This window comes from Crossiella cryophila (assembly GCF_014204915.1).
GTDB lineage: Bacteria > Actinomycetota > Actinomycetes > Mycobacteriales > Pseudonocardiaceae > Crossiella > Crossiella cryophila.
Window position 1 is genome coordinate 6,167,796 of the sequence record NZ_JACHMH010000001.1, and the last position, 26,513, is coordinate 6,194,308.

General features: G+C 71.3%; 27 protein-coding genes and 2 pseudogenes. 6 read left to right on the forward strand and 23 right to left on the reverse strand.

Translation table 11 applies throughout. From position 1 onward, the window contains the following. Positions 1–78: 78 nt before the first annotated feature. The 8 genes from HNR67_RS27080 to HNR67_RS27115 all read right to left on the reverse strand — a co-directional run bounded on the left by HNR67_RS27080 (position 79) and on the right by HNR67_RS27115 (position 7,071). A complete protein-coding gene (locus HNR67_RS27080; RefSeq protein WP_185005024.1) occupies positions 79–1,659 on the reverse strand; it encodes an ABC transporter permease in 1,581 nt (526 codons plus the stop codon). Beyond that, positions 1,656–2,564: an ABC transporter ATP-binding protein gene (locus tag HNR67_RS27085; protein WP_185005025.1), complete on the reverse strand. Its 909-nt coding sequence runs from the start codon at positions 2,562–2,564 to the stop codon at positions 1,656–1,658. The genes HNR67_RS27080 and HNR67_RS27085 overlap by 4 nt, the downstream gene beginning before the upstream one ends. 25 nt (positions 2,565–2,589) lie before the next feature. After that, entirely contained in the window at positions 2,590–3,348 is a 759-nt protein-coding gene (locus HNR67_RS27090; protein ID WP_185005026.1) for an alpha/beta fold hydrolase, read from the reverse strand. Positions 3,349–3,363: 15 nt separating this feature from the next. Next, a complete protein-coding gene (locus HNR67_RS27095; RefSeq protein WP_185005027.1) occupies positions 3,364–3,855 on the reverse strand; it encodes a GyrI-like domain-containing protein in 492 nt (163 codons plus the stop codon). Positions 3,856–3,933: 78 nt separating this feature from the next. After that, positions 3,934–4,677 carry a class A beta-lactamase gene (gene bla, locus HNR67_RS27100; protein ID WP_281403471.1) on the reverse strand — a complete coding sequence of 248 codons (744 nt, stop codon included), beginning with the start codon at positions 4,675–4,677 and terminating at the stop codon, positions 3,934–3,936. Then, the gene (locus HNR67_RS45860; RefSeq protein ID WP_281403255.1) at positions 4,562–5,629 is read right to left on the reverse strand and encodes a glycosyltransferase; all 1,068 of its coding nucleotides are present in this window, start codon (positions 5,627–5,629) and stop codon (positions 4,562–4,564) included. Before HNR67_RS45860 ends, bla begins: the two co-directional genes overlap by 116 nt. A 6-nt stretch (positions 5,630–5,635) precedes the next feature. After that, positions 5,636–6,667: an NAD(P)H-binding protein gene (locus tag HNR67_RS27110; RefSeq protein WP_185011159.1), complete on the reverse strand. Its 1,032-nt coding sequence runs from the start codon at positions 6,665–6,667 to the stop codon at positions 5,636–5,638. After that, positions 6,574–7,071: a MarR family winged helix-turn-helix transcriptional regulator gene (locus tag HNR67_RS27115; protein WP_185005029.1), complete on the reverse strand. Its 498-nt coding sequence runs from the start codon at positions 7,069–7,071 to the stop codon at positions 6,574–6,576. The genes HNR67_RS27110 and HNR67_RS27115 overlap by 94 nt, the downstream gene beginning before the upstream one ends. 42 nt (positions 7,072–7,113) lie before the next feature. Here HNR67_RS27115 and HNR67_RS27120 point away from each other — a divergent pair, with 42 nt between their 5' ends. From HNR67_RS27120 to HNR67_RS27130, 3 genes are read left to right on the forward strand one after another with little or no spacing between them, the layout of a single operon-like run. After that, the gene (locus HNR67_RS27120; RefSeq protein ID WP_185005030.1) at positions 7,114–7,983 is read left to right on the forward strand and encodes an EamA family transporter; all 870 of its coding nucleotides are present in this window, start codon (positions 7,114–7,116) and stop codon (positions 7,981–7,983) included. A 6-nt stretch (positions 7,984–7,989) separates the two neighbouring features. Next, entirely contained in the window at positions 7,990–8,619 is a 630-nt protein-coding gene (locus tag HNR67_RS27125) for an NAD(P)-dependent oxidoreductase (protein ID WP_185005031.1), read from the forward strand. 48 nt (positions 8,620–8,667) lie between these two features. Continuing rightward, on the forward strand, positions 8,668–9,855 hold the full coding sequence (locus HNR67_RS27130) for a serine hydrolase domain-containing protein (RefSeq protein ID WP_185005032.1): 1,188 nt from the start codon (positions 8,668–8,670) through the stop codon (positions 9,853–9,855). Here HNR67_RS27130 and HNR67_RS27135 read toward each other — a convergent pair. From HNR67_RS27135 to HNR67_RS27145, 3 genes are read right to left on the reverse strand one after another with little or no spacing between them, the layout of a single operon-like run. Beyond that, complete coding sequence (locus HNR67_RS27135; RefSeq protein ID WP_185005033.1) at positions 9,848–10,456, reverse strand: hypothetical protein; 609 nt, start codon at positions 10,454–10,456, stop codon at positions 9,848–9,850. The genes HNR67_RS27130 and HNR67_RS27135 overlap by 8 nt on opposite strands. Before the next feature lie 15 nt (positions 10,457–10,471). After that, the gene (locus tag HNR67_RS27140) at positions 10,472–11,389 is read right to left on the reverse strand and encodes a DUF5829 family protein (protein WP_221490067.1); all 918 of its coding nucleotides are present in this window, start codon (positions 11,387–11,389) and stop codon (positions 10,472–10,474) included. A 58-nt stretch (positions 11,390–11,447) separates the two neighbouring features. Beyond that, a complete protein-coding gene (locus HNR67_RS27145) occupies positions 11,448–12,263 on the reverse strand; it encodes an RNA ligase family protein (RefSeq protein ID WP_185005034.1) in 816 nt (271 codons plus the stop codon). A 136-nt stretch (positions 12,264–12,399) separates the two neighbouring features. On the opposite strand from HNR67_RS27145, the gene HNR67_RS27150 reads away from it, so the two are divergent. After that, on the forward strand, positions 12,400–14,520 hold the full coding sequence (locus HNR67_RS27150) for an NACHT domain-containing protein (protein ID WP_185005035.1): 2,121 nt from the start codon (positions 12,400–12,402) through the stop codon (positions 14,518–14,520). A gap of 7 nt (positions 14,521–14,527) precedes the next feature. On the opposite strand, the gene HNR67_RS27155 is transcribed toward HNR67_RS27150, so the two are convergent. From HNR67_RS27155 to HNR67_RS27180, 6 genes are all read right to left on the reverse strand, one after another. Continuing rightward, positions 14,528–15,673: a coiled-coil domain-containing protein gene (locus tag HNR67_RS27155; RefSeq protein ID WP_246492605.1), complete on the reverse strand. Its 1,146-nt coding sequence runs from the start codon at positions 15,671–15,673 to the stop codon at positions 14,528–14,530. A 197-nt stretch (positions 15,674–15,870) separates the two neighbouring features. Next, positions 15,871–16,650 carry an ABC transporter permease gene (locus tag HNR67_RS27160; RefSeq protein ID WP_185005036.1) on the reverse strand — a complete coding sequence of 260 codons (780 nt, stop codon included), beginning with the start codon at positions 16,648–16,650 and terminating at the stop codon, positions 15,871–15,873. Further along, complete coding sequence (locus tag HNR67_RS27165; RefSeq protein WP_185005038.1) at positions 16,647–17,612, reverse strand: ATP-binding cassette domain-containing protein; 966 nt, start codon at positions 17,610–17,612, stop codon at positions 16,647–16,649. Before HNR67_RS27165 ends, HNR67_RS27160 begins: the two co-directional genes overlap by 4 nt. 153 nt (positions 17,613–17,765) lie before the next feature. Further along, positions 17,766–18,341: an EXLDI protein gene (locus HNR67_RS27170; RefSeq protein WP_185005039.1), complete on the reverse strand. Its 576-nt coding sequence runs from the start codon at positions 18,339–18,341 to the stop codon at positions 17,766–17,768. Between the two features lie 120 nt (positions 18,342–18,461). Beyond that, positions 18,462–19,412: an SDR family NAD(P)-dependent oxidoreductase gene (locus tag HNR67_RS27175; protein WP_185005041.1), complete on the reverse strand. Its 951-nt coding sequence runs from the start codon at positions 19,410–19,412 to the stop codon at positions 18,462–18,464. Positions 19,413–19,456: 44 nt separating this feature from the next. Beyond that, positions 19,457–20,335, reverse strand: a complete 879-nt coding sequence (locus HNR67_RS27180; RefSeq protein ID WP_185005042.1) for an alpha/beta fold hydrolase — start codon at positions 20,333–20,335, stop codon at positions 19,457–19,459. Between the two features lie 85 nt (positions 20,336–20,420). Between HNR67_RS27180 and HNR67_RS27185 the strand changes: the two genes are divergently transcribed. Continuing rightward, positions 20,421–20,969 (forward strand): CGNR zinc finger domain-containing protein, encoded by a 549-nt coding sequence (locus tag HNR67_RS27185; protein ID WP_185005043.1) that lies wholly within the window; start codon positions 20,421–20,423, stop codon positions 20,967–20,969. On the opposite strand, the gene HNR67_RS27190 is transcribed toward HNR67_RS27185, so the two are convergent. Further along, the gene (locus HNR67_RS27190) at positions 20,966–22,093 is read right to left on the reverse strand and encodes an AraC family transcriptional regulator (protein ID WP_185005045.1); all 1,128 of its coding nucleotides are present in this window, start codon (positions 22,091–22,093) and stop codon (positions 20,966–20,968) included. The genes HNR67_RS27185 and HNR67_RS27190 overlap by 4 nt on opposite strands. Before the next feature lie 147 nt (positions 22,094–22,240). On the opposite strand from HNR67_RS27190, the pseudogene HNR67_RS44930 reads away from it, so the two are divergent. Next, positions 22,241–22,453 (forward strand): annotated as a pseudogene (locus HNR67_RS44930) (alcohol dehydrogenase catalytic domain-containing protein); the annotation flags it as partial. A 594-nt stretch (positions 22,454–23,047) separates the two neighbouring features. On the opposite strand, the pseudogene HNR67_RS27200 reads toward HNR67_RS44930, so the two are convergent. From HNR67_RS27200 to HNR67_RS27220, 5 genes and pseudogenes are all read right to left on the reverse strand, one after another. Next, positions 23,048–23,695 (reverse strand): annotated as a pseudogene (locus tag HNR67_RS27200) (response regulator transcription factor); the annotation flags it as partial. Continuing rightward, a complete protein-coding gene (locus HNR67_RS27205; protein WP_185005048.1) occupies positions 23,692–24,885 on the reverse strand; it encodes a sensor histidine kinase in 1,194 nt (397 codons plus the stop codon). The gene HNR67_RS27205 and the pseudogene HNR67_RS27200, both read right to left, overlap by 4 nt. Continuing rightward, the gene (locus HNR67_RS27210) at positions 24,866–25,366 is read right to left on the reverse strand and encodes a DUF1772 domain-containing protein (protein ID WP_185005049.1); all 501 of its coding nucleotides are present in this window, start codon (positions 25,364–25,366) and stop codon (positions 24,866–24,868) included. The genes HNR67_RS27205 and HNR67_RS27210 overlap by 20 nt, the downstream gene beginning before the upstream one ends. A gap of 127 nt (positions 25,367–25,493) precedes the next feature. Next, on the reverse strand, positions 25,494–25,961 hold the full coding sequence (locus HNR67_RS27215; protein ID WP_185005050.1) for a hypothetical protein: 468 nt from the start codon (positions 25,959–25,961) through the stop codon (positions 25,494–25,496). Beyond that, the gene (locus tag HNR67_RS27220; RefSeq protein ID WP_185005051.1) at positions 25,958–26,500 is read right to left on the reverse strand and encodes a DinB family protein; all 543 of its coding nucleotides are present in this window, start codon (positions 26,498–26,500) and stop codon (positions 25,958–25,960) included. Before HNR67_RS27220 ends, HNR67_RS27215 begins: the two co-directional genes overlap by 4 nt. Positions 26,501–26,513: the final 13 nt, after the last annotated feature.

Genomic DNA, 26,513 nt, shown 5'->3' on the forward strand with positions numbered 1-26,513 from the left:
GAACGGCGGGATTGTGCCGACCGTAGGAGGGGAACAGGTGAACGGAACATGGCTCTTTGGTCGCTGGTTTTTCAGTATTCAGCCGATCCGCAGGTCCCGCCGCTGCACCAGGACCAGTCCGGCGCCCGCCAGCACCGCGGCCACCGCCAGCAGGACCAGGGCGGAGGGCAGGTCGAAGGACTCGGCGGGCAGCAGGGCCAGGTGCCGGAACGGGGAGAGGTCCAGCAGCCAGGTCGGCAGGTCGATCAGCGGGCCGAACAGGGCCAGCACGAACCCGGCCAGTGGCAGCGTGGTGCCCAGGGTGACCGCCCAGCGCGGCAGTACCGCGATGAGCAGGGTGGCCAGTCCGGCGAAGACCGCGGCCGCGGGCAGGCTGTTGAGTGCCGCGGCCACCAGCACCGAGGTGTCGTGGCCGCCGGTGGCCCACCAGGACAGCGCGGCCGCCGACCCGGCCAGGGTGGCCACCAGGGTCGCGGCCAGCAGGCCGGTGAGCAGGTGCGCGCCGAGCCAGCGGGCCCTGGTCAGCGGGCGGGCCAGCAGCACCTCGGCCTGGCCGGTGCGTTCGGCCTCCCTGGCGCTGACCACGCCCTGGGCGGCGACCAGCGCGATGAGCAGGGCGATGATCTGGAACAGGGTGGCCAGGAACGCCTCGGTGAACCGGCGCTCGCCACCGGCCACGGCCGCGAGCATGGCGCTGAACTGCGGGTTGCCCGCCAGCACGGTGGAGACGCCGTCCACGATCGCGCCGATGGAGGCGGCCAGCACACCCAGTCCGGCGGCCCAGCCCAGGATCATGCCGGTGTGCAGGCGCAGGGTGAGCAGTTCGATGGTGCGCAGCGAGCGGCCGTGCGCGGGGCCGGGGCGGGCGTGCAGCAGTCCGGCGCCCAGGTCGCGGCGGGCCTCCATGGCCAGTGCGGCGGTGGTGGTCAGCACGGCCAGGCCGAGCAGCAACAGCAGGGGCCAGGCGCGGTTGGTGGTGTAGGCGTCGACGTACTGGGCCCAGCCGAGTGGGCTGAGCCAGCGCAGCCAGGACACCTCGGTGTTGGCATCGGCCAGGGTGCGCAGCACGTACCCGGTGGCCAGCGCCGCGCCGGTGAGGCCGCTGACCGCGCGCCGGGAGGTGGCCAGCTGGCTGAACAGCGCGGCGATGCCGAGGTGGGCGAGTCCGGCCCCGGCGCAGGCCGCGCCGAAGAGCACCGCGCCCAGCGCGGGGGTGCCCTCGACGAGCATGACCAGGGTGATCACCGCGCCCAGCAGCAGCGTGCCCGCGCCGACCACGAGCAGTGCGGCGGTCAGCGGGGCGGTGCGCCGCACGGATCCGGCCCACACCGCCTCGCGCAGCCCGTTCTCCTCATCGCCCCTGGTCAGCACGGCGAGGGTGAGGGCGGCGTACAGCGCGATGACCACGCACTCGAACTGGCCCATCCGCCAGGTCACGAACCCGCCGAGGCTGCCGATGTCGCCGGGTTTGCCCAGGGTGGCGTACAGCGCGGGCTGACTGGCCAGTCCGGCGATGGCGGCCTCGCGCTGGGCCGGGTCGGGGAATGCCTCCTGGTAGGCGGCGATGCCGACGATCATCAGCACCGCGATGGCCGCGCCCCAGGACAGGGTGCGCACCCAGACCCGGCCCAGGGTCAGCCGCAGCAGCAGCGCGTTCACTTCCCCGCCTCGGTGTAGTAGCCGAGGAAGAGTTCCTCCAGGGTGGGCGGGCGGCTGGTCAGGGTGTGCACGCCCGCGGTCGCGAGTGCGGCCAGCAACCGGTCCATGGTGCCGGGCTGGGCGCGGCAGGTGAGCCGGTAGCGGCCGGTCTCCGGTTCGGTGAGGATCGCCTCGGTGACCCCTGGCAGCCCGTCGACCTGCACCGGTCCGGCCAGTTCGGCCTCCACGGTGTAGGCGGAGAGGTGCCGCAGCTCGTTGAGCGTGCCGCTGTCCACGAGCTGTCCGGCGCGGACCACGCCGACCCGGTCGCAGATGGACTCGACCTCGCCGAGGATGTGCGAGGACAGGAACAGCGTGCGGCCTTCCGCACGGGCCTCACGCACGCACTCCCGGAAGGTCTCCCCCATCAACGGGTCCAGTCCGCTGGTCGGCTCGTCCAGGATGAGCAGTTCGGCGCCGGTGGCGAAGGCGGCGACCAGGGCGACCTTCTGCCGGTTGCCCTTGGAGTAGGTGCGGCAGCGCAGCGAGGGGTCGAGCTGGAAGCGTTCGATCAGCTCGGCGCGGCGGGCCTGGTCGCCGGGGGTGCCGTGCAGGTGCAGCAGGGTGTCGATGGCCTGGCCACCGGTGAGCTGCGGCCAGAGCGCGACATCGCCTGGCACGTAGGCGATCCGCTGGTGCAGGGCCATCGCCTGCCGCCGCACGTCCAGGCCGAGCACAGTGGCCCGGCCGGACGTGGGGCGCAGCAGATCGAGCAGGATCCTGATGGTGGTGGTCTTACCGGCCCCGTTGGGACCCAGGAAACCGAAAACCTCGCCGGTGCGGACCTGGAGGGTCAGCGCGTCCAGTGCGCGCCGCCGCCCGTAGTCCTTGGTGAGGCTGTCGATCTCGATCGCGACATCGCCCATGGGCGAGATCATCCACCTCGCGAGTTCAGCTCGCGCGTCGGATCGGTATCCAGGTGGACACGGCGTCGTTACGCAGGAACTCGCCGACGATCTCCCGGCACAGCAGGGGTTTCTCCTCCAGCAGCGCGTGCGAGGTGCCGGGCACCACGGCCAGCTCCGCGGCCGGGATGCCGCGGTAGAGGGCGAGGGTGTGTTCCAGGCTGATGATGTCGTCGTCGGCGGCCACGACCAGGGTGCGCGCGCTGATCCCGGCCAGCTCCGCGGTGCCGAGCAGGGTCTCCTGACTGGCGGACTCGGCGAGTTTGCCCGCCACCACCTGGAGGTGCTCGGGTGGGTGCGGGGCCACCTCGGCGTAGGCCCGGGTGATCACCTCGGGGATCTCGCCGCCCGGTTCGGGTGTGAACAGCCAGCCGGTGTGCTCGTGCACCCCGCTGACCAGCACCAGTTTGCGCACCAGGTCCGGCCGCCGGTGCGCCAGCAGCAGCGCGACCACCGCGCCGTCGCTGTACCCGGCCAGGTGCACCGGGGCGCCGATGACGGTGTCGATGAAGGCGATCATGTCCTCGGCCATGAGGTCGTGGCTGATCGGCCCGCCGACGTCGGGGGTGTGGCCGTGGCCGCGGCGTTCGGGCAGGTGCACCCGGAAGTGCTCGGCCAGGCCGTCCAGGTTGCCCGCGAAGCAGCGGGCGTCGGTCATGCCGCCGTGCAGCAGCACCAGCGGCTCGCCGTCACCGCGGACCTCGTACCAGGTGGGGACTCCGTTGACGGTCACCGTGTTCGGCATGCTCGCCTCGCGCCCTCAGTCCGCGAGCCGGTAGGCCAGTTCGGTGTCCCAGTTGTTCATGTCGGGTTCGACCTGCGGGTTGGTCAGGTAGCTCTCCATCCGGCAGCCCCAGTGCTCACCCCGCTCGGAGGTGGTCATGTCCCAGGTCAGGCCCTGGGTCTCGGCCCAGGCGAACAGGCCGGTGATCGTCTCGATCAGCCCGTCCACGTGCCCGTGGTGGATGAGGGTGACGTAGCGCCCGGCGGGCAGCTCGCCCGGTTTGATCTCGCCCTCGCCGGGCTGTGGTTCGGCCACCGGCACCCCGGCCTCCACCACCAGCTCGGCCTCCATGTCGATCACGTGGTAGCGGAGGAACGGGGCACCGGCGATCTCCTGACCACGGCCCAGGAGCAGGCCGACGATCTCGCCGATCCGGTCGGCGACGAGATGGAAGGTGGTCATGGTGACCGTGGCGGTCACCCCCAGGTAGGGCTGGGCGGCGCGGGTCTGGATCTGCGGCTCGGTCAACGGAGGTCCCCTTCGAGTTCGGGTGTCGCTCACCCGACGAACGAGCCTGCCGCAGATCGACACCCCGCGCCGGACAACTCAGCCCAGCGTGTCGGCCAGCACCGCGGCGGCCTTGGCGACCAGCGGACTGTCCGGCTTGGCCGCCTGCTCGGGTTTGGTGGTGTAGACCGCGAGCAGGATCGGCGTGCCCGCCGGGGTCCAGGCGATGCCGACGTCGTTGTTGGTGCCGTAGGAGCCGGTGCCGGTCTTGTCGGCCAGCTTCCAGTCCTTGGGCAGTCCGGCGCGGAAGCGGTCGCCGCTGGTGGTGTTGGCCAGCATCCAGTCGGTGACCCGCTGCCGGTCGGGTGCGGTGAGCGCGTCGCCGAGCAGCACGCGGCGGTAGGTGCCCGCGATGGCGCGCGGGCTGGTGGTGTCGGTGATCCGCCAGGGTTCGGCGGTGTTCAGCTCGGTCTCCCACCGGTCCAGCCGGGTGCGGTGATCACCGATGGAGCGGCAGAACCGGGTGATGCCGGTGGGGCCGCCGATCTCGCGGAGCAGGAAGTTGGCCGCGGAGTTGTCGCTGTAGCAGATGCTGGCCGCGCTGAGTTCGGCGATGGTCATGCCGTTGGCCAGGTGCTCCGGGGTGCCGGTGATCGGCGAGTAGGTGACCAGGTCGGCCTGGGTGTAGTGGATCCGCTTGGCCAGCACCTCGCCGTGCTGGTCAAGGTCACGCAGGATCGCGGCCGAGACCAGCGGTTTCCAGCTGGAGCAGAGCGGGAACAGCTCGTCGGCCCGGTAGGCCACGGTCCGGCCGGTGCCCAGGTTGCGGCCGTAGACACCCAGGCGGGCGCCGTGTGCGCGTTCCAGCTCGCGCAGCCGTCCGGTCGCGCCAGGGGCCGCGGCCGCGGCGATCCCGCCGGGGATGGCGGCGGCCAGTGCCGCGCCGGTGGCCAGTCCGAGAAACGATCGCCGGGTCCGCATCCGCACGTCCTTCACCTTGTGGATCATTGCCCTCGCCATTGAACACGTCCGCGGCGCAGTGCGGTGATCCACTCCAGCGCGCTGTCCGGACCCGGCAACGCGGCGATCCGGCCAGTGCCCGGGTGAACAGGTCGCCGGACTCGCGGTTGAAGATCGTGCCCAGGGTGAAGTAGAAGCCCGGCCGGCCGGGGATGACCCAGTCCGGGACCTCGGTCCGCGGCCGAGGGAGGAGTGGGCGGAAGGCGCGGGCGGTGGCGGGCAGTGGGTCGGCCGGATCGCGGAAGGACAGCGGCAGCCCGGTCAGCACCAGGTGGCGCAGCATGTCCAGCCCGGGATCCGGCGGCAGTCCCTGGGCGGCCCGCCACTCGTGCAACGGTCCGCCGACGACCGCGTCGGTGGCGAAGCCGCCCGCGGGCATGCAGGTCATCGAGGCGCAGGGCAGCCCGAGCCGGTCGGCCGCGATGGCCGCCGCGTAGTCGGTCTCGTCCCGGACCAGGACATCCGGCTGCCACTGCGCGAGCAGGTCCAGCAGGCCGGGCAGGCGTTCGCCGGTGAGCCGCCGGGCGAAGCCCTCCCGCAGGTCGCGGCGTTCGCGTTCCGGGTCAAGGGGTGCCAGCGCGGTGATCGCGGCGGCGTTGTCCGGGCTGCCGGAGCCGACCGCGAAGGCGGTGAACCCGGCCGCGGCCACCACCGCACGCAGTCCGGGACCACTGGCGAAGGCCACGGTGTGCCCGGCCGCCAGTGCCGCGGCGGCCAGTGGGGTCAGCGGGTCGAAGTGGCCGTTGCCGCCGGCGAAGGTGAACAGGATGCGCACGACGGATCAGCCTGCCGCCTCGACCCGGCGGCCGCCACGGTTGGCAGGCCGGCCTGAGCCGAAGACCTCGACCTGGTCGGCCAGCCAGTCGGCATAGCTTCGTGGTGGGCGGCCGAGCACGCGGGTGACGGTGGTGATCCCGAGGTCGAGCCAGCGGCGGTAGTCCGGGTCGTCCAGGGTCGCCGCCCACGTCGCCTTGGCGGCCAGCCACTGTTCGATCTCCTGCTCGGCCATCCCCTGCCGCCGGGCGTGCTCGGCGGCCTGCTCCGGGGTCTGTTCCGCGAAGGGGATGTCCCGGCCGAGTGCCTGTCCGATCAGCCGGAGCTGCTCGCGCAGGCTGATCGGCTCGCCGTGCACCGTCAGCGTCTGACCGGCGTGCCCGTCCTCGAACAGTGCCGCCACCGCGATCGCGGCCAGGTCGTCCTCGTCGATGAAGGGAACCGCGCTGTCCGGGTACGGCTCGCGGATGACCTCGCCCGCGCGGATCGCCGCCGCCAGGCTGGCGCGGGAACGCGGATAGCCCGCCCGCAGGGTCTGGTTCATGATCGGCGAGGGTTGCAGGTGGGTCCACCACGCCCCGCTGCGTTCCACCACCACCTCGATCGCCAGCCAGTACCACGACTCCGGCTCGAACTCGATCTCCATGTCGGGCCCGTGCGAGGACAGCACCGCGATCCGCGCCACCCCGCCCGCCCTGGCCAGCGTGACCGCCTCCCGGACCGTTGCCGGGAGTGCCCCGGCCAGGAACAGCCGCTCGATCCCGGCGAAGGCGGCCGGAGTTTCCCCTGGCCGTGCGACATCGCCCACCACGATCTCCGTGCCCGGCGGCCAGCCCGCTGTCTCCGACGGCGGCGCCAGCACCCGCGCCGGTCGCCCCTCGGCGAGCAGGCGGGCGGCGAGCCGGCGTCCGAACGTCGGTTCGCCGTCCTTCCTGTTCGAGGCTGTCAGAACACACTGTCCCCCAAGGAGATCAGCAGGGTGCGCAGGATGGCGGCGAGATCGGTGCGCTGCGCCGGGGTGAGCGCGGCGAGCAGGTATTCCTCGGTGGCGAGGTGATCGGGCAGGGCCTGGTCGATCAGCGCCTTGCCCTCAGGGGTGAGCTGGACGTGCACCACCCGGCCGTCGGTGGGGCTGGGTTCGCGGGTGATCAGGCCGCGGGACTGCAGGCGGTCCAGGCGCTGGGTGATGGCGCCGGAGGTGACCATCGAGGAGCGCATCAGCTCGGCCGGGGTGAGCCGGTGCGGCGGGTTGTTGCGGCGCAGGGTGGCCAGCACGTCGAAGGAGGGGCGGTCCAGGCCGTGCGCGGCGAAGGTCTTGTCCATCGAGGCGCCGGTGAGCCGGTTCGCCCTGGCCAGTCTGCCGAGCACGGCCATGGGTGAGACATCGAGGTCAGGACGCTGGGCGGCCCACTGGGCGAGCACGCGGTCGACGTGATCTGTCACATCTCCATCCTAGATGTCTTAGCGATGAGATACATTGTCTTAGTGCTAAGCAATCGCCTGGGGGTCGTGCTGGCCACCGCACTCGCCCCCGCAGTCTGGGGATCCACCTACCTCGTCACCACCGAACTACTGCCACCCGACCGACCACTGCTGGCCTCGGTGCTCCGCGCCCTGCCAGCGGGTTTGCTGCTCATCCTGATCACCCGGCGATTACCGCGCGGCCAGTGGTGGTGGCGGGCGGCGATCCTGGGCGCGCTCAACATCGGCGTGTTCAACGCGATGCTGTTCATCGCCGCCTACCGGCTGCCCGGGGGTGTCGCGGCCACCCTGGGCGCGATCCAGCCGCTGCTGGTGGCCGGTTTCGCCGCCGGACTGCTCGGCCAGAAGCTCACCACCCGGACCCTGGTCGCCGGGCTGGCCGGGTTCGCCGGGGTCAGCCTGCTGGTACTGCGCGCCGACGCCCACCTGGACGGGGTCGGCATCGCGGCCGCACTCGGCGGCGCGGTGGTGATGGCCCTGGGCGTGGTGCTGAGCAAGCGCTGGCGGGCCGACGCCCCGATGCTCGCGGTCACCGGCTGGCAACTGGCCTTCGGCGGACTGCTGCTGGTCCCGGTCACCCTGTTCGTGGAGGGCCCACCGCCCGCGGTGCTGACCGGGCCCAACCTGCTCGGCTACGCCTACCTGGCCATCATCGGCTCGGCCATCGCCTACGCGCTGTGGTTCCGCGGCATCCACGCCCTCTCCCCCACCGAGGTCACCTTCCTCGGCCTGCTCAGCCCACTGGTGGCCACCCTGCTCGGCTGGCTCGTGCTCGGCCAGCAACTCACCCCGGTCCAGGGCCTCGGCGGCCTGGTCGTACTGGCCGCGGTGGTCACCGCCCAACTCCCCTCCCGCACTCTCGTCAGGAGCTGATCTCCCTTGCGTATCACCGTGTTCGGCGCCACCGGAGCCACCGGCAGCCGCGTTGTCGCCGAGGCCGTCACCCGCGGCCACCAGGTCACCGCGGTGGCCCGCTCGGCCGCCCGCTTCCCGGACCTGCACCCCGGCGCCACCCACCGCGCCGCCGACGCCACCGACCCGGCCGCGATCGCCGCCCTGGCCGCCGAGACGGACCTGGTGATCACCGCGACCCGCCCGCGACCAGGCAGGGAACCCGAACTGGTCCAGGTCACCGAAGCCCTGTTCACCGGCCTGCGCGAGCGCGGTGTCCGGCTGCTGCTGGTCGGCGGCTCGGCCAGCCTGCGGGTGGCCACCGGCGAACTGCTGGTCGACACCGCCGAGTTCCCCACCCACCTGCGGCCGATCGCGTTGGCCTGCAAGGACCAGCACGCCGTGGCCGAGGCGAGCACCGGGGTGGACTGGACCTACCTGAGCCCGCCGATGCTGCTGGAGCCCGGGGTGCGCACCGGCCGCTACCGGGTCGGCAAGGACGACCTGCTGATCAACGAGCAGGGCGAGTCCGCGATCTCCATGGAGGACTTCGCGGTGGCACTGCTGGACGAGGCCGAGCAGCCGCGGCACCGGGGCCGGTTCACCGTGGCCTACTGACCGGCCGCGCTTGACCTTGACCTTGGGTCAAGCCCAATCCTGAAGCGCATGACACACAACATCAACTCCCGGATCTCCCGGCGGGTGGGGGCCACCGCGCTGGCCGTCACCCTGCTGGCCGGAGCGGCCGTCGGCAGTGCGTTGCCGGCGGCCGCGGGCCAGCCGCACCGCCCCGAGCTGCAGCAGGCCATCGAATCCCTGGTGGACGCCGGTTTCGGCGGGGTGCAGCTGCGGGTGCACGACCAGCGCGGCGACTGGGTCGGCAGCGCCGGACTGCGCAAGCTCGGCGAGCCAGGGAAGCCGCCGACCAACGGGCGGTTCCGGATCGGCAGCAACACCAAGGTCTTCACCGCCACCCTGGTGCTGCAACTGGTGGCCGAGGGCAAGGTCGGCCTGGACTCCCCGGCCGCGGACTACCTGCCGCAGTTCGCCCTGGACCGGCGGATCACCGTGCGGATGCTGCTGGCGCACACCAGCGGACTGTTCAACCACACCGGCGAGTACTACCCCGACGGCACGGTCGTACCGGGAATCCCCTGGCAGGGCAAGGAATGGGTGGACCTGCGCTTCCACACCTACCAGCCCGCCGAGCTGCTCCGCTACGCACTGGCCAAGCCGCCGCGGTTCGCCCCCGGCACGGACTGGAACTACGCCAACACCAACTACGTGGCCGCCCGGCTGCTGGTCGAACAGGTCACCGGCCGCCCATTCGCCGAGGAACTCCAGCGACGCATCCTGCGCCCGCTCGGCCTGCGCGACACCGTGTCCCCGGGCGCCGCACCGGAGATCACCGGACCGCACGCGCACAGCTACTACCGCTACCAGGACGCCGGGCAGTGGCAGCTGATCGACGTCACCCGGCAGAACCCGTCCTGGATCTCCAGCGCCGGTGACATGATCTCCACCACCAGGGACCTGCGCACCTTCTTCGCCGGACTGCTGGGCGGCAGGCTGCTCCCGGCCCCGCTGCTGACCCAGATGCGCACCCCGCACCCCAAGAGCGGCTTCGGCCTCGGCCTGCGGGTGCTGGAAGCGGGCCCGAGCTGCGGCGGCACCCTGCTGTACCACAACGGTGGTGTCATCGGCTCCGGCACGCTGCTCTACAGCACGCCCGACGGCAGCCGGACCATGGAGGCATCGCTGACGGCAGGGGACTCCGCGGCCGACCCGTCGGCGGTCTTCCAGCAGGCGCAGGAGAAGCTGGTCAACCTGGTCTTCTGCGGCAAGCTCAGCTGATCCGCAGGTGTGCCAGGTAGGCGGCCGGTCCACCGCGGGCGTGGCACTGCGCCCCGGGCCGGACGTGTTCGATCCCGGCCCGGGTGAGCCGCAGGGTGGTGGTGGCGCGTCTGCCCCAGCTGGGGTGGCCGTCTCCGGCGTCCAGGACGTGTACTTCCGGCGGGAACTCCGCTCGCGCACTCGCCGGGTCGGCCACCGGTGCGTGGCCGGTGCGGTTGGCGCTGCTCACCCGCAGTGGCTGGGTGAGCAGCGGCCGCAGCGGTGCCCAGCAGGAGCCGAAGACCAGCACGAACCCCTCCCGCGCCGCGTCCAGGACCCAGCGCGGCGCGGCCGGGGTGATCGGGAGCAGCGCCGTCACCCGCTCCTCGACCAGGAGGTGCCTGGCCAGGGCGAGGCCGCGGGAGTCGAGGTCGAGGGCCGCGGCCAGTTCCGCCCACGGCCCGTCCCCGACCAGCCACAACGCCACCGCCTGGCCGGCGGGGCGGCCCTTGGCGGCGTTGACCGCCTCGGCGGTGGTGGCGGCCACCACCGAGGTCAGCGGGTACGGGTTGGGCAGGACCACCGCCGCACCCCTGGCCAGCGCCGCCACCACCCCGGTCACCTCAGTGACGACGGATCACCGCTGGAAGGTCCAGAAAGCGCGGGCGCCGGGGCCGACGGTGAGGGTCGAGTTGCCGAGCCGGTGCTCCTGCCGCGTGCCCAGGGGCCGGTTCAGGGTGAAGTCGATGCTGCGCAGGCCGATCTCGGCCGGCGGCACGGCGTCCAGGCGCATCGTGGTGCCACCGCGGGTCACCAGCACCCCGCTGGGAGTCGGCACGACCACGAAGCCGCCGTTCTTGAGCAGCGGCAGCGTGACGTTGAGGTCCCGCGCGGTGATGGCGAGGTGGATGGCGGAGACGTCTCGCATCAGGAAGTCGCGGTACTTCTCCGAGAGGTAGCGGTCCCGGCTGACGTCACCGGGGTAGGCGGGCGGTCCGATCTTGGCGCGCGGATCGCTGAGGAACTCCTCCCGGTACTCCATGCCCCAGGCGTTCAAGGACTCGTACTTCTCGGCGCTGGTGAAGATGGCGTCGAACCACGGCACCGGCTTGCCGTCGCCCCAGTCAATGGTCTGCAGGAAGTCCACCGGCTTGCCGCCCTGGTCGATCAGGCGCTGGCGGACCGTCTTGAGGTCGCCCGCGTGCTCGGGGGAGACACCGAAACCGGTGGCGCCGAGCTTGCCGTCCTCGCCCGGCAGGTCACCCACGCCGAACAGTTCGACGTAGGTCTCCCGGCCCATCAGGTAGCGCCCGGTCCACTTCTGCCCACCGGCGCCGGTGGTGGTGCGCACACTGAAGTTGGCGAACTCCTTCATGTACGCGGAGTGCTCGATCGCGTCAGCGGTCTCCCGGTCGAGCACCCCGTAACCGTGGTTGAAGAACAAAAGCTGCCGTCCGGGGGTCTCCGCCGAGGCCGTCCCGGTGACACCGGTGAGGGCGAGCGGGACGGCCAGCGCGGCGGCCGTGAGCGCGCGTAATACCCGTCGAAGCATCATGGCCGGATGCTAGGTCGCGTTGACCTGCGCCGTTGGCGGTTCGGGTAAACCCGGACCCCTACTTCGCGCCGAGCCCGAAGTCCTTGCGCTTGATCTTGGCCCGGCGACCGTCCGGGTGGTGGAAAACGATGCCCTCGGCGAGCTGTCCCGGGGCGAACCTGCTGTCCAGCGTCGCCAGGAACTCCCGGAGCTGCTCGAAGTCACGCGGCACCTCCGAGATCGTCGGCGCCTGGAGGTTGAACGGCACGCACAGGTGCTCCGCCAGGGCGAGGGGATTGCCCTGGACCCGGGGGCCGAGTGCCTCGCACGGGTGCTCGCCGTCGGGCCAGCCGGAGACGTCGGTGTTGTCGGCCGCGGTGTGGATCCACTTGTCCTCGGCCGAGTCCTCGCTGGTGTCGACGTACCAGCCGTCGACGATGCCGAGTTTCCTTTGCTCCTTGCTCGGGTTGCGCCGCTTCTCCACCCGGACCAGCCTGCCTGCCCGCACGGTGAGCCGGACGTTGGTGCCGTCGAGCTTCTCGGTGCCGACGCCCGCGCCGTCGAAGACCCACGCGCACTCCGCCCGCGGCCGGTCCACCACCCGGAATCGTTCGTCCCGCTCGAAGAGCGTGGGGATCTTCTCCATGACCTGCTTTCCCTTCGAGACTTGCCCGATCAGTTCCTCATAGGTGATGACCCCGCCGACCAGCCCGGCGGCCAGCGCCCGCACCAGGTCCGCCACCGAGGTGTCCGCCTCGACGGCGACGTGCTTGAGCGCCTTCTTCTCCGCCGGGGAGATCCAGGCGACCAGCCGCGACCAGCCTTCGGGTGGCGTCCACCGGGCCAGCGCGGCCGGATCTTTGCGGGGTCGTCCCCTTCCCCTGGCCTCATCCATGGGGAAACCGTAGTTCGGTCTTTGCTGCTGTGTCAATTGGCATAACAGTAAATGGCGAGTCGCCTGAACGGCCCAAGCTGCCTCAGTGCTGCGGGCGGGAGGATGGAGCCGAGCGAGCCTGAGGGGGAATCGCTTGATGGCGAGGTCAGAGCCGGACCGGGTGCACAACGAGATCACCACGAAGACCGCGTCCCAGGTGACGCAGATCGGGGTGGTGCACGGTGGCCAGCACATCCACCTGACGGTCGGCGCGCCTGCCGACCCGCTGGTGGCGGCCGCCGAGGACCTGGCCCGTGCGGTGCGGGCCCAGTGGCGGGCGGAGGAAGAGCGGCTGCGGATCTCGGTGCCGTTTCCGCTGCCGGTCCGGTGGCGGCGCGCGGATGAGGTGCCGGCCGACCACTGGGCCACCATCCGCTGTCTGCCTGCCGGGGCCGCCGCCGAGCCGTTGGCCCTGGACGGCGGGCTGGACAAGGTCGTGGAGGTCTACCAGCGGGTGCCGTCCGGGCGGCTGGTGGTGCTGGGCAAACCTGGGTCCGGCAAGACAATCCTGACCCTGCGGTTCGTGCTGGATCTGCTGGCGGAGCGCACCGGCGCCGAGGCCGTGCCGGTCATCTTCAGTCTGGCCGCCTGGGATCCGACCGCGATCACGCTGGAGAGCTGGCTGGTCAGCCGGTTGCGCAACGACTACCCGGTACTGGCCGCCGGGCGGTCCGCGGCCGTCGAGCTGGTCAGGGACCGCCGGGTGCTGCCGGTGCTGGACGGGTTCGACGAGATCGCGCACGGTCTGCACGCCACCGCGCTGGCCGAGCTGAACGCCACCGCGATGCCGCTGCTGCTCACCGGCCGCACCGAGCAGTACGTGGCGGCGGTGGCCAATGCCCGGGTGCTCTCCGCCGCGGCCGTGGTCGAGCTGGCCGATCTGACCCCGGCGGATCTGACCGACTACCTGTCACGCATCGCTCGTGCGGACGGCGGATGGGCTGCGGTCCTGCACGAATTGCACGACAGCCCCCGGAGCGCGGCGGGAACGGAGCTGGCCGCGGTGCTGAGCACCCCGTTGATGGTCGCGATGGCCCGGGGTGTCTACAGCGACGTGCCCGGCAAGGACCCGGCCGAACTGCTGGACCGTGGCCGGTTCGGTTCCCGCGCGGCCATCGAGACCTACCTCATCGGCGCGTTCACCACCGCCGCCTACCAGCGTCCGCCGGAGCCCGGCCACCGGCGCTGGGACCCTGAGCTGGCCGAACGCTGGCTGGGTTATCTCGCCTGGCACCTGAACCGGCTTGGCAAACCCGACCTCCAGTGGTGGCAACTCGGCGGCAGCCTGCGCCGCTGGATCCGGGTACTGGTGGTCGGGCTGGTGTCCGGTCTGGCGACCGGGCTGATGGTGGCGGTCGTGGACACCCTGGGGTCCGGGAGCGTGCGCGGGCTGGCCAACGGGCTGTTGCAGGGTCTGTTGACCGGGACAGCCTTCAGTGTCGTGCACTGGGGAGTGCTGTGGCTCGCCCCCGGCGCGCTGGAACCGGCCAGGGTGCGGATGCGACTGCGTGGGGCGGCCGGTCTGCCGCGTGTGCAGCTCTGCCGGCGCGTGCGGTGGGCACTGGTGCTCGGGCTGCTCTTCGGTGTGGCGTCCGCCTGCGTGCGTCAGATCCAGACCGCGCTGGTCCTGGGCACTTTCGAGCCGTTCGGTGTCCTGATCGTGGACGCGATCGTCTATGTGCCGCTGTACGGGCTCGCCGCCGCGGCCACCGCCCTGGTCACGGCCTGGCTGGAAACCCCGCTGGATACCAAGGCCGCCCTCAGCCCGACCTCCCTGCTCCGGACCAGCCGGGAGCACGAGACCATCCGGCTGCTCGTCGTGGTCCCGGTGTTCCTGCTGGTGATGGGGTTCGGCACCGGAGCTCTCGTCGCACTCATCCGGGCACCCGCGGCCGAGTTCGGGATCGGCGTCCTCTGGAACCTGCCCTTCGCGCTGGCGGTGGGCACCAGCACCGGTCTCAGCGCGGCGTTCGGCTATGTGCTCAGTGCGACCGCCTGGGGTCAGTGGCTGGCGCTGTCCCGGGTGTGGCTGCCGCTGACCGGCAGGCTGCCCTGGTCGTTGCCCGCCTTCCTGGCCGACGCGCGTCAGCGGGGTGTGCTGCGGCAGGCGGGGTCGGCCTACCAGTTCCGTCATGCCCGCTGCCAGGACCACCTCGCCCATGCCTACCAGGCACGACGGCAGGAAGTGCCACTCGGTGGCGAGGTGGACCGGGCCTGACGGCGAGTCACTTGGCCATGAGTTGGTCCAATTGGCGTTCGGCGCGTTCGGCGCGGGCCAGGGTTTGGGCGCGGGCCTCGTCCAGGGCAGCCAGGCGTTCCTCGGCGGTGGTGCGGGCGGATTCGACCGCGGCGGCCAGGTCCCTGGTGTGGGTTTCGCGCAGGGCGCGGAGTTCGGCTCGGGTGTGGTCGAGTTCCTCGCGGGCGTCCTTGGCGGACTGGTCGGCGCGGTCGGCTCGGGTGATGGCCTCGGTGCGGGCCTGCTCGGCCTTGGTGATCTGGATCTGGGCGGTGCGTTCGGCGTGCTGGGTGGCGGTGGCGGCTTCCTGTTTGATCTGGGCGATGGTGTTGGTGGCCTCGCGCTGGGCGCGTTCCACCGCGGCCGCGGCATCGCGTTGTACCTGGTCGATGGAGGCGGCGGCGTCGCGCTGGGCTTGTTCGACGTCCTTGGCGGCCTGGCGGCGGGCCTGTTCGGCCTGGGCCACCGATTCCTCGCGGGCGCGCTCGATCTCCGCGGCGGTGTCCCGGCGGATGCCCTGGATGAGGACCTCGGCCTCGTTGCGGGCGGCGAGGACTTCTTCGGTGGCCTGACGGGTGGCGGTCTGGGCCTGCGCCTCGGCGTGGTCGCGGGCGGCCAGGGCGGTGATCGCCTCCTGCTCGGCGGACTCGGCGGCACCGGCCGCGTCATCGGCGGCGGCTTCGGCCTGGGCGCGGGCGGCCTCGGCTTCGCGGCGGGCAGAGTCGGCGGCGAGCGCGGTGGACTCGGCCTCGGCGATCCGGCGGGCGGCGTCGGCCTGGACCGCCTGCATCTGAGCCTCGGCGGCGCTGGGGTCGGCCAGGGTGGACAGTTCGGTGACCGCGGAGTTGAGGGTCTGGTTGAGCTGGCCGGCCAGGGTGCGGAACTGGGTCAGAAGCTCGTCAGCGCGTAGCCGGGCCGCGGTAACGGGTCCAGCCTGTTTCGTCACGGTGACGATGGATTCCGCAGCTTCTTCGCCCTGTTGCTGGCGTTGACGTTCTCGCCAGGCCCGCCAGCGGGTGTGTTCGGGCAGGTCGCAGTACTCCGAGGGGCGTCCTGGGCCGCCGGTGCGGGCGATCGGGCGGCTACAGCCCGGGTAGTTGCATATTCCGGCCTCACGGGTCACTTCGACGTTCACCGGGGAATCGTAGCGTTGTTTACGTCGCGAGCACACGTAACGACACGAAACGAAACCGGATGTCGGGGATTTGGGCGATGCAGACGAAAGCCCTGGTTGACCTCCGATAAGTGAACATTATCGGAGGTCAACCAGGGCTGGGTTGAGCTGGTCGGTCAGGTTGACTTTGGTTTGCGTTGCGTTGGTGCGACTAAACGTTATTGTGACGTATCAGCGTTGTAGCGACGGAGCGCGCAGAAGTAGCCGATGGCGGTCAGGAGTAGGCACCAGCCGATGGCGAAGATCCAGCTGGTGCCGATCGGCGTGCCGGTCAGCAGGCCGCGCAGGGTGTCGATGATCGGGGTGAACGGCTGGTACTGGGCGACCAGCGCCACCCCGTCGGACATGGCCGCGGTCGGGATGAACGCACTGCTGAGGAACGGCAGGAACTGGAGCGGGAAGGCCGCGGTGTTGGCGCCGCCCACGGTCTTGGTGGCCAGGCCGATGGCCACCGCGAGCCAGGTGAAGGCGATGATCACCAGGGACACCAGGCCGAGCACGGCCAGCCACTCCCCCACGCCCGCGGTCGGCCGGAAGCCCATCAGCACGGCCAGCACGATGATTAGGGCGACGCTGACCAGGGTGCGGATCAGGCTGCCCAGCACCTGGCCGCTGAGCACCGAGCCGCGACTGATCGACATGGTGCGGAAGCGGGCGATGATGCCCTCCTGCATGTCCATGCACACCTTGATCGCCACCGCACTGCCGCTGGCGCTGCCGATGGCCATCACGATGATGCCCGGCGTCAGGTAGTCCAGGTAGTTGCCGGTGCGGGCGACCGGGGACATCGCGTTGCCGAAGACGAAGACGAACAACAGCATCATCAGCAGCGGCATCATGATCGAGCTGACCGTCATCAGCGGGTAGCGCTGGGCGTGCCGGAGATCGCGGCGCAGCATGGTGATCGAGTCGCGCGCGGCGTAGGTCAGGGTGCTCATCGGGCCAGTTCCTTGTCAGCCTCGGCCGGGTGGCCGGTGAGGGCGAAGAAGACGTCGTCCAGGTCGGGGGTGTGCACGGTGAGCCGGTCGACCTCGATCGAGTGGCCGTCCAGGCGGTCCAGCACCGCGCGCAGCTCGGTCACGCTGCCGTCGCTGGGGATCTGCAGGGTGCGTTCGTCCGGATCGCCGCTGCCGGCCGGGAAGATCCGCGCGGCCGCGGCCAGCTCCTCGCTGGTGGGGAACTGGAGCCGGACGAAGCCACCGGGGATGCGGCGTTTCAGCTCGTCCGCGGTGCCCTCGGCGACCAGCCTGCCGTGGTCGAGCACGCCGATCCGGTCAGCGAGCTGGTCGGCCTCGTCCAGGTACTGGGTGGTCAGCAGCAGGGTCACGCCCTGGTCGGCGACCAGGTCCCTGATGATCTGCCACATGGTGTGCCTGCTGCGCGGGTCCAGGCCGGTGGTGGGCTCGTCGAGGAAGATCACCCGTGGTGAGCCGACCAGGGTCATGGCCAGGTCCAGGCGCCTGCGCATACCGCCGGAGTAGCCCGCCGCGATCTTGTCCCCGGCCTTGACCAGGTCGAACAGCTCCAGCAACGCGGCGGCGCGGCAACGGCCCGCGGCCGGGGCGAGGTGGTTGAGGTCGGCCATGAGCTGGAGGTTCTCCCGGCCGGTGAGCAGGTTGTCCACCGCGGAGAACTGTCCGGTGACGCCGATCGCGGTGCGCACCTTGGCCGCCTCGGTGACCACGTCGTGCCCGGCCACCCGCAGCCTCCCGCCGTCCGGGCTGATCAGGGTGGACAGGATGCGGACCGCGGTGGTCTTGCCTGCCCCGTTCGGGCCGAGCAGGGCGTAGATGGTGCCCTCGGCGACGTCGAGGTCCAGGCCGTCGAGCACGAGGTGGTCGCCGTAGGACTTGCGCAGACCGGTGGCGGTGATCGCCGACCGGCCGGTCGGGATGCTCATGATGAACCCATTTCGTTTCCGTTTGCGAATGTCGATGGGTGCGCTGAACCGGCGTCGCCAGTGCGGACACGGCGAACTCAGGGCAGCGCGAAGAAACCTGGTTTATCGGCCGTGCTCACGGCCGGGTGCGAAAACCGCCGGTGCGACAGCGGATCAGATGTCGAGGTCCTCGACCGGCGGGTGCTCGGCGGCGCGGGCGATCAGCTTGTACAGCTCCGCCGGGATCTTCTCCCGCAGCTGCTCCACGGTCTCGACCACCTCGAGGGTGGCCTCACCCTCGGCGAAACCCCAGGTCTGGTCGCCGAGGCCGAGGAAGCTGGTCCAGCTCTGGTTCTGGCCCATGCCGATCAGGCCGCGCCAGCCGCCCGCGGTCGAACTCGCCCCGGCCGGGTCGGCCGGCGTCCAGTTCGAGGTCCAGTCCGGCGAGCGGTCCACGTGCAGCGCGAACTTGCCGGTGCGGGAGCGGTAGACGCGGTAGACCTCCATCCGCTGATCGGAGGCCGCACCCCACTCCCCGAGCAGCACCCCGGAGAAGCGCACCTTGCGGCCGACCCCGGGTCCGACCTTGACCACGATCTCGTCGAAGCCCGCGGCCCGGCCCTCTTCGATGTCTACGTACCGCCGCAGGGCGGCCACGATCGCGGCGGACAGACTGCCCCCGGCGAGTGCCTGCGCTCGCTGGAACAGCTCCAGATCCTCACCGGACACGTAGATCGTCTTGTTCGGCACGACTGCATCCTAGCCCCCATCCCCTGGCTTGCTATACGTATGAGTGTACGTAGATGGCGTGGACAGCGCAATGCTCGCGTTGTCCACGCCATTCATGCAGGTGAGTGGGTTGGGAGTGGATCAGGCGAAGGCGTTCACGCCGGTGAGTTCGGCGGAGAGCGTCCACAGCCGGGCGGCCTGGACCGGGTCGATCGCGTAGTCGCGCACGCCCACCCGGGTGCCGTCGGCCGGGGCGGGTCCGGCGATCTCGCAGTCCTCCAGGTAGACCCCGCCGAGGCCGTCCAGCCGGGGCGCGGTCGCGGCCCAGACCTGGGTGGCCGCACCCTGCTCGATGGTCTTGACCGCGCCGATGAAGTTGCCGTCCTCGTCGGTGGCCGGGTGCGCGCGCAGCTCATCCCGGCTGAGGTGGCGGATCAGCGGGGTCTGGATCAGGCCGGGGTGCAGGGCGAAGGCGCGGATGCCGCGGTCCTTGGCCAGGGCGTCCAGGTGGATCGCCAGCAGCGAATTCGCGGTTTTGGACTGGCCGTAGGCGGCCCACTTCTCGTAGCCCTGCTCGAAGTGCGGGTCGTGCCAGCGGATGCCGCTGTAGAAGTGGCCGCGGGAGGAGACCGAGACGATCCGCGCGCCCGGCCGCACCGCCGGCCAGAGCCGGTTGATCAGGGCGAAGTGGCCGAGGTGGTTGGTGGCGAACATGGTCTCCCAGCCGGGGCCGACCGTGGTCTGCGGTGCGGCCATCAGGCCGGCGTTGGTGATCACGATGTCCAGGCCGCGGCCGGTGGCCAGGAAGCGCTCGGCGAAGGCGCGCACGCTGTCGAGGTCGGCGAGATCGACCTCACCGACCTCGACAGCGGGGATCCCGGCCAGCGCCGCCCTGGCGGTGTCCGGACGGCGGGCCGGGACCAGCACCTGGGCGCCGGCCGCGGTCAGGGCCCTGGTGGTTTCCAGTCCGATGCCCGAGTAGCCGCCGGTGACCAGGGCGAACTTGCCGGAGAGATCGATACCGGCGAGGACTTCGGTGGCCGTGCTGGTCGCGTCGAACCCCGAGCCGATCTTGTGCTGGGCGGTGGTCATGACTCGACGCTAGGGGCTGGAGCACGCTCCAGCGCAAGCCCGGCTCAGCCGGCGGCGAGCTTGTCCAGGAACTCCGCGATCAGGGTGGCGATCTCCTGGAGGTGCTCCTCCAGGGCGAAGTGGCCGGTCTCGAACAGGTGGAACTGGGCCTCGGGCAGGTCGCGCAGGTAGGCGCGGGCGCCTGCCTCGGTGAAGAACGGGTCGTGGCGGCCCCAGGTGATCAGGGTGGGCGGGGTGTGCGTGCGCAGCCACTGCTGCCAGTCCGGGTAGCGGGTCAGGTTGTGGTGGTAGTCGAAGGTCAGTGCGAGCTGGACGCGCTGGTTGAGCGGGAGGTCGAGCAGGCGCAGGTCCAGCGCGGAGCTGTCCGGGTCGACCAGTTCCGGGTTCCGCACACCGGTGAGGTACTGGAAGTCCAGGCCGGCCCTGGTGAGTTCGCGGCGAATGATCTCCTCCGCGCCGGGCTGGCCGGGGCGCAGGTCGAGGAGCTGCTGGAACAGCTCGGAGATGCCCTCCTGGTAGGCGTTGCCGTTCTGCACGATCAGGCCGGTGACCCGCTCGGGGCGGGCCTGGGCCAGGCGGAAGCCGACCGGGGCGCCGTAGTCGAAGACGTAGAGGGCGTAGCTGCGCAGGTCGAGGACGTCGACGAAGCCGGTGATCACCTCGGCGAGGTGGTCGAAGGTGTAGCTGAACTCCGCCGGGTCGGGGGTGTCGCTGTGGCCGAAGCCGGGCAGGTCAGGGGCGATCAGGTGGTAGTCGCTGCCCAGGGACTCGAACAGGCGGCGGAACTGGTGCGAGCTGGTCGGGAAGCCGTGCAGCAGCAGCAAGGTCGGGGCGTCGGCCGGTCCGGCCTCGCGGTAGAAGATCCGCAGCCCGTCCACCTCGACGTGGCGGTGGGCGATCCGGGGCAGGGTCAGCGCGGTCATGTCACATGCCTTTCAAGCGGTTGGATGCATTAGTCATAGCCGGTCGAGACCTAATGGGTCAAGTGGGTGCGGTAGCATTAGGGGCATGGTGGACTTCCCGCTGACCGGCGAGCAGCTGGCATTGGACCTGCTCAACACCCGTCCGGTGCTGCCGACCGGGCCGACGGATCTGCTGGCGACACCGGCGGGTCTGCGCGAATGGCTGGCCATCCAGGCCGACCGGCTGACGGTCCCGGCGGAGGCCGAGTCGGTGCGCGCGGTGGTGCTGGCGGTGCGGGAGCTGGCCGCGAGCGGGCTGACCGCGCTGCGTCAGGGGACGCGGCCGCCGGAGTCGGTGCTGGCCGGGTTGACCGAGCTGCAGCGGGCCGCGCCGGTGTTCCTGGCGTTGAGCTGGGACGACGGGGTGGTGGCCACGCCGGAGCGGGCGGGGTCGGCGCAGCGGCGGGTGGGCGCGGAACTGGCGCAGGCGGTGGCCGAGTTGTTCGCCGGGCCGGTGGAGAGCGTGCGCGAGTGCGAGAGCGAGGACTGCGTGCTGCTGTTCCTGCCCGCGCATCCGCGGCGGCGGTGGTGCTCGGCGCAGCGCTGCGGGAACCGGGCCCGGGTGGCCCGGTATTACCAGCGGCACAAGGGTTAGCCGCGGCGGTACCGGCCGGGCGGGGTGCCGAAGGCGCGCTTGAACGCGGTGGCGAAGGCGAACTCGGAGGTGTAGCCGACCCGGGCGGCGATGCTGGTCAGTGGGTCGGTGCCGGTGCGCAGCAGGCGGGCGGCCGTCGTCATTCGCCACCAGGTGAGGTAGGTCAGTGGGGGCTGGCCGACCAGTGTGGTGAAGCGGCGGGCGAAGGGGGCGCGGGAGAGTCCGGCCTCGGCGGCGAGTTTCGCGACGGTCCAGGGGTGGGCCGGGTTCTGGTGGATGGCTTGCAGGGCGGCGGTGGTCGCGGGGTCGCGTAGGGCGGCGGACCAGCCGGGGGTGGTGGTCGCGGTGAGGGTGGCGCGGAGCAGGTAGAGCAGGAGGGTGTCGAGTAGGGCGGGGATGAGGGCGGTGGTGCCTTGGGTGGGGGTGGTGAGTTCGTGGGCGAGGAGGGTGCGGGCGGCGGTGAGTTCTGGGGATTGGGTGTGGGCGGGGAGGTGGATGGCCGGCGGGAGGGTGGGGAGGAGGGGGTGGGTTTGGGTGGGGGTTAGTTCGTAGGCGCCGCAGAGGGTGATGGTGGTGATGGGGCCGGTGCCGGGGGTGGTGGCGCGGATGTGGGTGGGGAGGGGTTTGGGGAGGGGCGGGGACTTGGTGGTGCGGCCGGAGTTGGCGGAGGCGAGCTGTGGTGGCGCGGGGGCAAAGAGGCTGGCGCCGGTGGTCTCCGGTGGCGTGAACATGGGGCGGCCGAGAGTGGTGATCGGGTTGGCAAGGCTGGGGTCGGTGGTCTCCGGTGGGGCGGGGGCCTGGCTGCCGGGGGCGGTGTTGGAGAAGGTGGCTTGCGGAGCGGTGGTGCTCGGCGGCGCGAGGTAGGCCGCTGGAGGCAGGCTCTGTTCGGGGGTGAGCGCGGCGAGGGTGTGGGCGGGGCTGTGGGGTAGGAACAGGATGTCGCCGGTGGACAGGGTGAGCTGTGTGGGTGACTGGAGTTGGCAGGTGCCGTCCAGGATCACGTGGAAGCCGATCGCGCCGGGGACCTCGGGGTAGTGCTGGTGCCACTGGCCGTGCCAGGTCACGTGGGCTGACCGGGGAGTGCCGGTGCGCAGGGCGGTGATCACGTCGCTGAGTACGTCCACGCGAGTCAGGGTAGGAGACGATCGCGTAGGAGAGCGCGCTTTTCACACATTGTTCGTCTTGGGTGGGGCTTCTAGGTTCGGGGTGTGTTGAGTGTGCGCGTGCATGAGCACGGTGATGCGTCGGTGATCCGGGTGGATGAGGTGCCGATGCCGGTGCCCGGTCCGGGTGAGGTGCTGGTGGCGGTGGTGGCGACCTCGTTCAATCCGACCGAGGTGGCGTTGCGGAGTGGGGCGTTGCGGGAGTTGTTCCCGGTGCCGTTGCCGTTCACCTTGGGCTGGGATGTCTCGGGAGTTGTCGCTGCGCTTGGGGATGGGGTCGCGGAGTTCTCGGTTGGGGATCGGGTCGCGGGGTGGGTGGATGGGGGTGCTGCGGCGGAGTTCGTGGCCGCGCCGGTGGATCGGGTGGTGCGGGTTCCGGATGCGGTCGAGCTGGTGTCGGCGGCGGGGGTTCCGTTGGCGGGATTGACCGCTTGGCAGGTTGTTGCGGCGGCGGGGATTGTTGCGGGGGAACGGGTTTTGGTGAATGGGGCTGGGGGTGGGATTGGGGGGTTTGTGGTGCAGTTGGTCAAGCGGGCCGGGGCGTATGTGATCGCTACGGCCAGTGCGCGGAGTGCGGACGCGGTGCGGCGGTTGGGGGCCGATGAGGTGGTCGACTACACCGTGGCACCGGTGGATTCGCCGGTGGATGTGGTGTTGAACCTCATGCCGGTCAGTGCGGTGGAGGGGGTTCGGCTGGCGGGGCTGGGGCGGCGGTTGGTGTCGGCGGCGACCGTGGTGGACGCGCCGAACGCGCGGCATGTGGTGGCGCGGCCGGATCGGGGGCAGCTGGCCGAGTTGTTGCGGGTGGTGTCGGTGGAGGTCGGGGCGGTGCGGGGATTGGCCGAGATGGCCGAGGTGCATCGGCTCAGCGAGGCGGGGTTGGTGCGGGGGAAGGTGTTGCTGACTACTGGGCGCCGGGGTGATCAGGCCGGTTTCGTAGGCCAGGACCACGAGCTGGGCCCGGTCGCGGGCGTGCAGTTTCGTGAGCAGCCTGCTCACGTGGGTGCGGGCGGTGGCCGGGCTGATGTGCAGCAGGGCGGCCATCTCGTCGTTGGAGCAGCCCGCGCCGACCTTGGCCAGGACCTCGCGTTCGCGGTCGGTCAGGGTGGCCAGCCGGTTGGGGTCGGGGCGGGGTGGGCTGGCGGCGGCGGCCTGCATGACGCGGCGGGTGACGGCCGGGGAGAGCAGGGCGTCGCCGCCGGCCACGATGCGGACCGCGGCGCGGAGTTCGTCCGGGCCGGTGTCCTTGAGCAGGAACCCGGCGGCGCCCGCCCGGACGGCTTCCAGGAGGTGGTCGTCGGTGTCGAAGGTGGTCAGCACGATGACCTTGACCTCGCGCAGGGCCGGGTCGGCGACGATCCTGCGGGTGGCGGTCAGGCCGTCGGAGCCGGGCATGCGGATGTCCATCAGGACCACGTCGGGGCGTTCCTGGCGGACCAGGGACAGGCCCGAGTCGCCGCTGTCGGCGTCGCCGATCACGGTGATGTCCTCGGCGCGGTCCAGCAGCGCGCGCAGGCCCTCGCGGACCAGGTACTGGTCGTCGACCAGGACTACCCGGATCATGGCCTGCCTCGCATCGGGATCTGCGCCTCCACCAGGAATCCTCCCCCGCCCGGCGCGCTGGTGCGCAACTCGCCGCCGAGCAGGGCCAGGCGCTCGCGCATGCCCATGATGCCCCAGCCGCCGCCGTCCGCGGTGGCCGACGGGCCGTGGCCGTCGTCTCGGATGCTCAGGTGCAGGTGTTCGGGGCGGTAGGTCAGGGTGATCTCCACGGTGCGGGCCGCGGCGTGGCGGCGGATGTTGCTCAGCGCTTCCTGGACCACGCGGTAGGCGGTGGCGTCGGCCAGGGCGGGCAGGGGGCTCGCGGGACCTTCGGTGCGTACCCGCACGGTCAGTCCCGCGGTGGTGGCGGAGTCGGTGAGTTCGGGCAGCCTGGCCAGGCCGGGGACCGGGGCGTCCGGGTCGGACTCCCCCGCGCGCAAGGCACCCAGGGTGGCGCGGAGTTCGTGGACGACCTCGCTGCAGGCGGTGCGGACGGCGGTGAGTGAGCGTTCGGCCCGGTCGGGGTCCTCGCGCAGGGTTTCCCTGGCCACGTCGGTGTGCAGGGAGATCACCGCGACGGTGTGCGCGAGCAGGTCGTGCAGGTCGCGGGCGATCCGCAGTCGTTCCTGCTCAACCCGGGCGGCGGCCTCACGTTCGCGTTCCAACTCGGCGGCGTGGGCCTGTTTGGCCAGTTCGGCGCGCCAGCCGCGGCGGGAGCGGACCGCGTCGCCCAGGGCGATCACCGCGGCGAACAGGGCGATCCAGCCGCCGAAGTCCAGGCCCAGCACGTAGGCCGGGTCGTCGCCCTCGCCGAGCCGGGCCACTGTGGAGATCACCATGACCGCGGCGGCCACGCCGATGGCGGCGCGGGTGCGGCCCTGTTCGGCGGCGGAGTACAGCGGGGCGGCCAGTGGCACGGCCAGGCCGATCGGCGGCAGTTCCAGGATGTAGTAGCCGATCAGCGTGGCCGTGCTGAGCAGCATGATCAGCACCGGGTAGCGGCGGCGCAGGAACATCAGTCCGGCCAGCACGCCGACGAAGACGAAGGCGAGCGGGCTGGGCTGGCCGGTGCGGCCGATGTTGGCGATGATCGGCGCGCTGACCGCGATCACCACCAGCACCGCCAGGGCCGCGTCGGTCAGCAGCGGGCGGCGGGTCAGCATGGCGTCCACTGTGGACCAGAGCGGGTGCTCACGCCACGTCCCGGCCACGCTGGAAGCGGAGCAGGCCGGTGAAGGCCAGGGCGGCGGTGACGATGGTGAAAGCGATCCGGAAGTAGTGGCCGAAGACGAACTCGTCGGCGGTCTGGCGCAGGAACTCCGCCGAGTGCACGGCAAGGCCCTCGGTGAACATGATCGTGTTGCGCGGCCAGAAGTACAGCGCGGAGAACACGAACTCCCCTGCCAGCAAGGTGATCAGGCTGGCCACGAACCACCAGCGGGCTCGCGGGCGCCGCCACAGGGTGATCGCCGCGAGCACCGCGGTGAGCGTGGTGGCCATGCCGAGCGGGCGGAAGATGTGGCCGGGGCCGACGACCTGGAAGAAGGCCATCGACTCGGCGAGGGAGGTCGGTGGGTCGCGGAAGATGTTGGGGTAGAGCAGCGCGGTTTCCACCAGCACGCCGCCGCAGGCGATCATCGCGACCCAGACGTAGGTGATCGAGATCGTGCCGGCGAGTCGGGCGCGGTTCATGGGGTCCCCCTGGGTGTTCTGCGTGTGTTGTGTCCAGAACGGTAGGGAGTCCGGGGCGGGTTGGCGTCCGTTGTGGATCTCGGGTGCGATACGCGTTTCGACGTACGGGTGTACGTGCCGGGGTACGTCAGGTTGCGAGGGTGGCGGCGAAGCGGCGGAACTCGGCCTGGAGTTGCTCGTCGGGCCGGCCTTGCTGATCGGCCAGGCGGTCGAGCAGGCCGATCAGCTCCCGCACCCCGGGCTCGTCGCCGGTCTCGGCCATGGCGCCGAGCAGGCGGTGCGCGCCGGGGTTGGCGTCCAGGGTGCCCGCGGCCAGCTTCGCGGCCAGGTCGGTGGTCACCAGCCGGGCGGCCTGGCGCGGGTCGGGGGCGGGGTGGGCGAGTTCGGTGAAGAAGTCCGCCAGCAGGGGCTGGGCGTCCACGGCGGTGAGGGTGCGGGCGGAGTGCCCCGCGAGGATCTTGGTGGCGGGGCCGTCCTGGCCGGCGACCAGGAGGTCGCAGGCCAGGTGGACGGCCGCGGCGGGATCGATGTCCTCGAGCACCAGGTGGCTGTGCGCCAGGTCGAGGCGGTGCTGGAGTTCCGCGGGCAGGGTCACGGTGTCAGGCCTCCGGTGTGGGCTTGGTGCAGGTGGCGGAGCTGGCCGATCTCGGCGACGTTCTTGGTCAGTTCGACGGTGACCCAGCCGGCGATGTCGACCAGGGTGAAGTCCGGGCCCCAGGGCAGGGTGGCGGTGCGCTCCTTTGAGTCCAGGTCGGCGTCGGTGAGCGGGAGCAGGCTGGCCCGCCAGTCCTCCTTGAGCCCGCGGAGCCAGGCGATGGTGGACTCGGCGGTGCCGGGCCAGGTGATCTCCGCGCGGGCCGGGGCGCCGTTGGCGAAGAGGTGGCCGTGGGTGGTGGTCCACCAGAAGCCGATGTGCCAGGTGAGCCAGCCGATGGTGGTGGGTGGGGCGGGACTGGGTTCGGGTTCGGACCAGTCGGCGTGCCAGGTTCCGGTCTGGTCCGGGCGGACGGACCAGCTGCCGGGGGCGGGTTCCCACCGGCAGGCGGCGTCATCCAGGTCGGTCAGGTGGTGCTCGAACAGGGACCAGGCGATGTCGAGCTGCTTGAGCAGCAGTTCGACCCGGGCGGCAGTCATGCGTGCAGCGTGT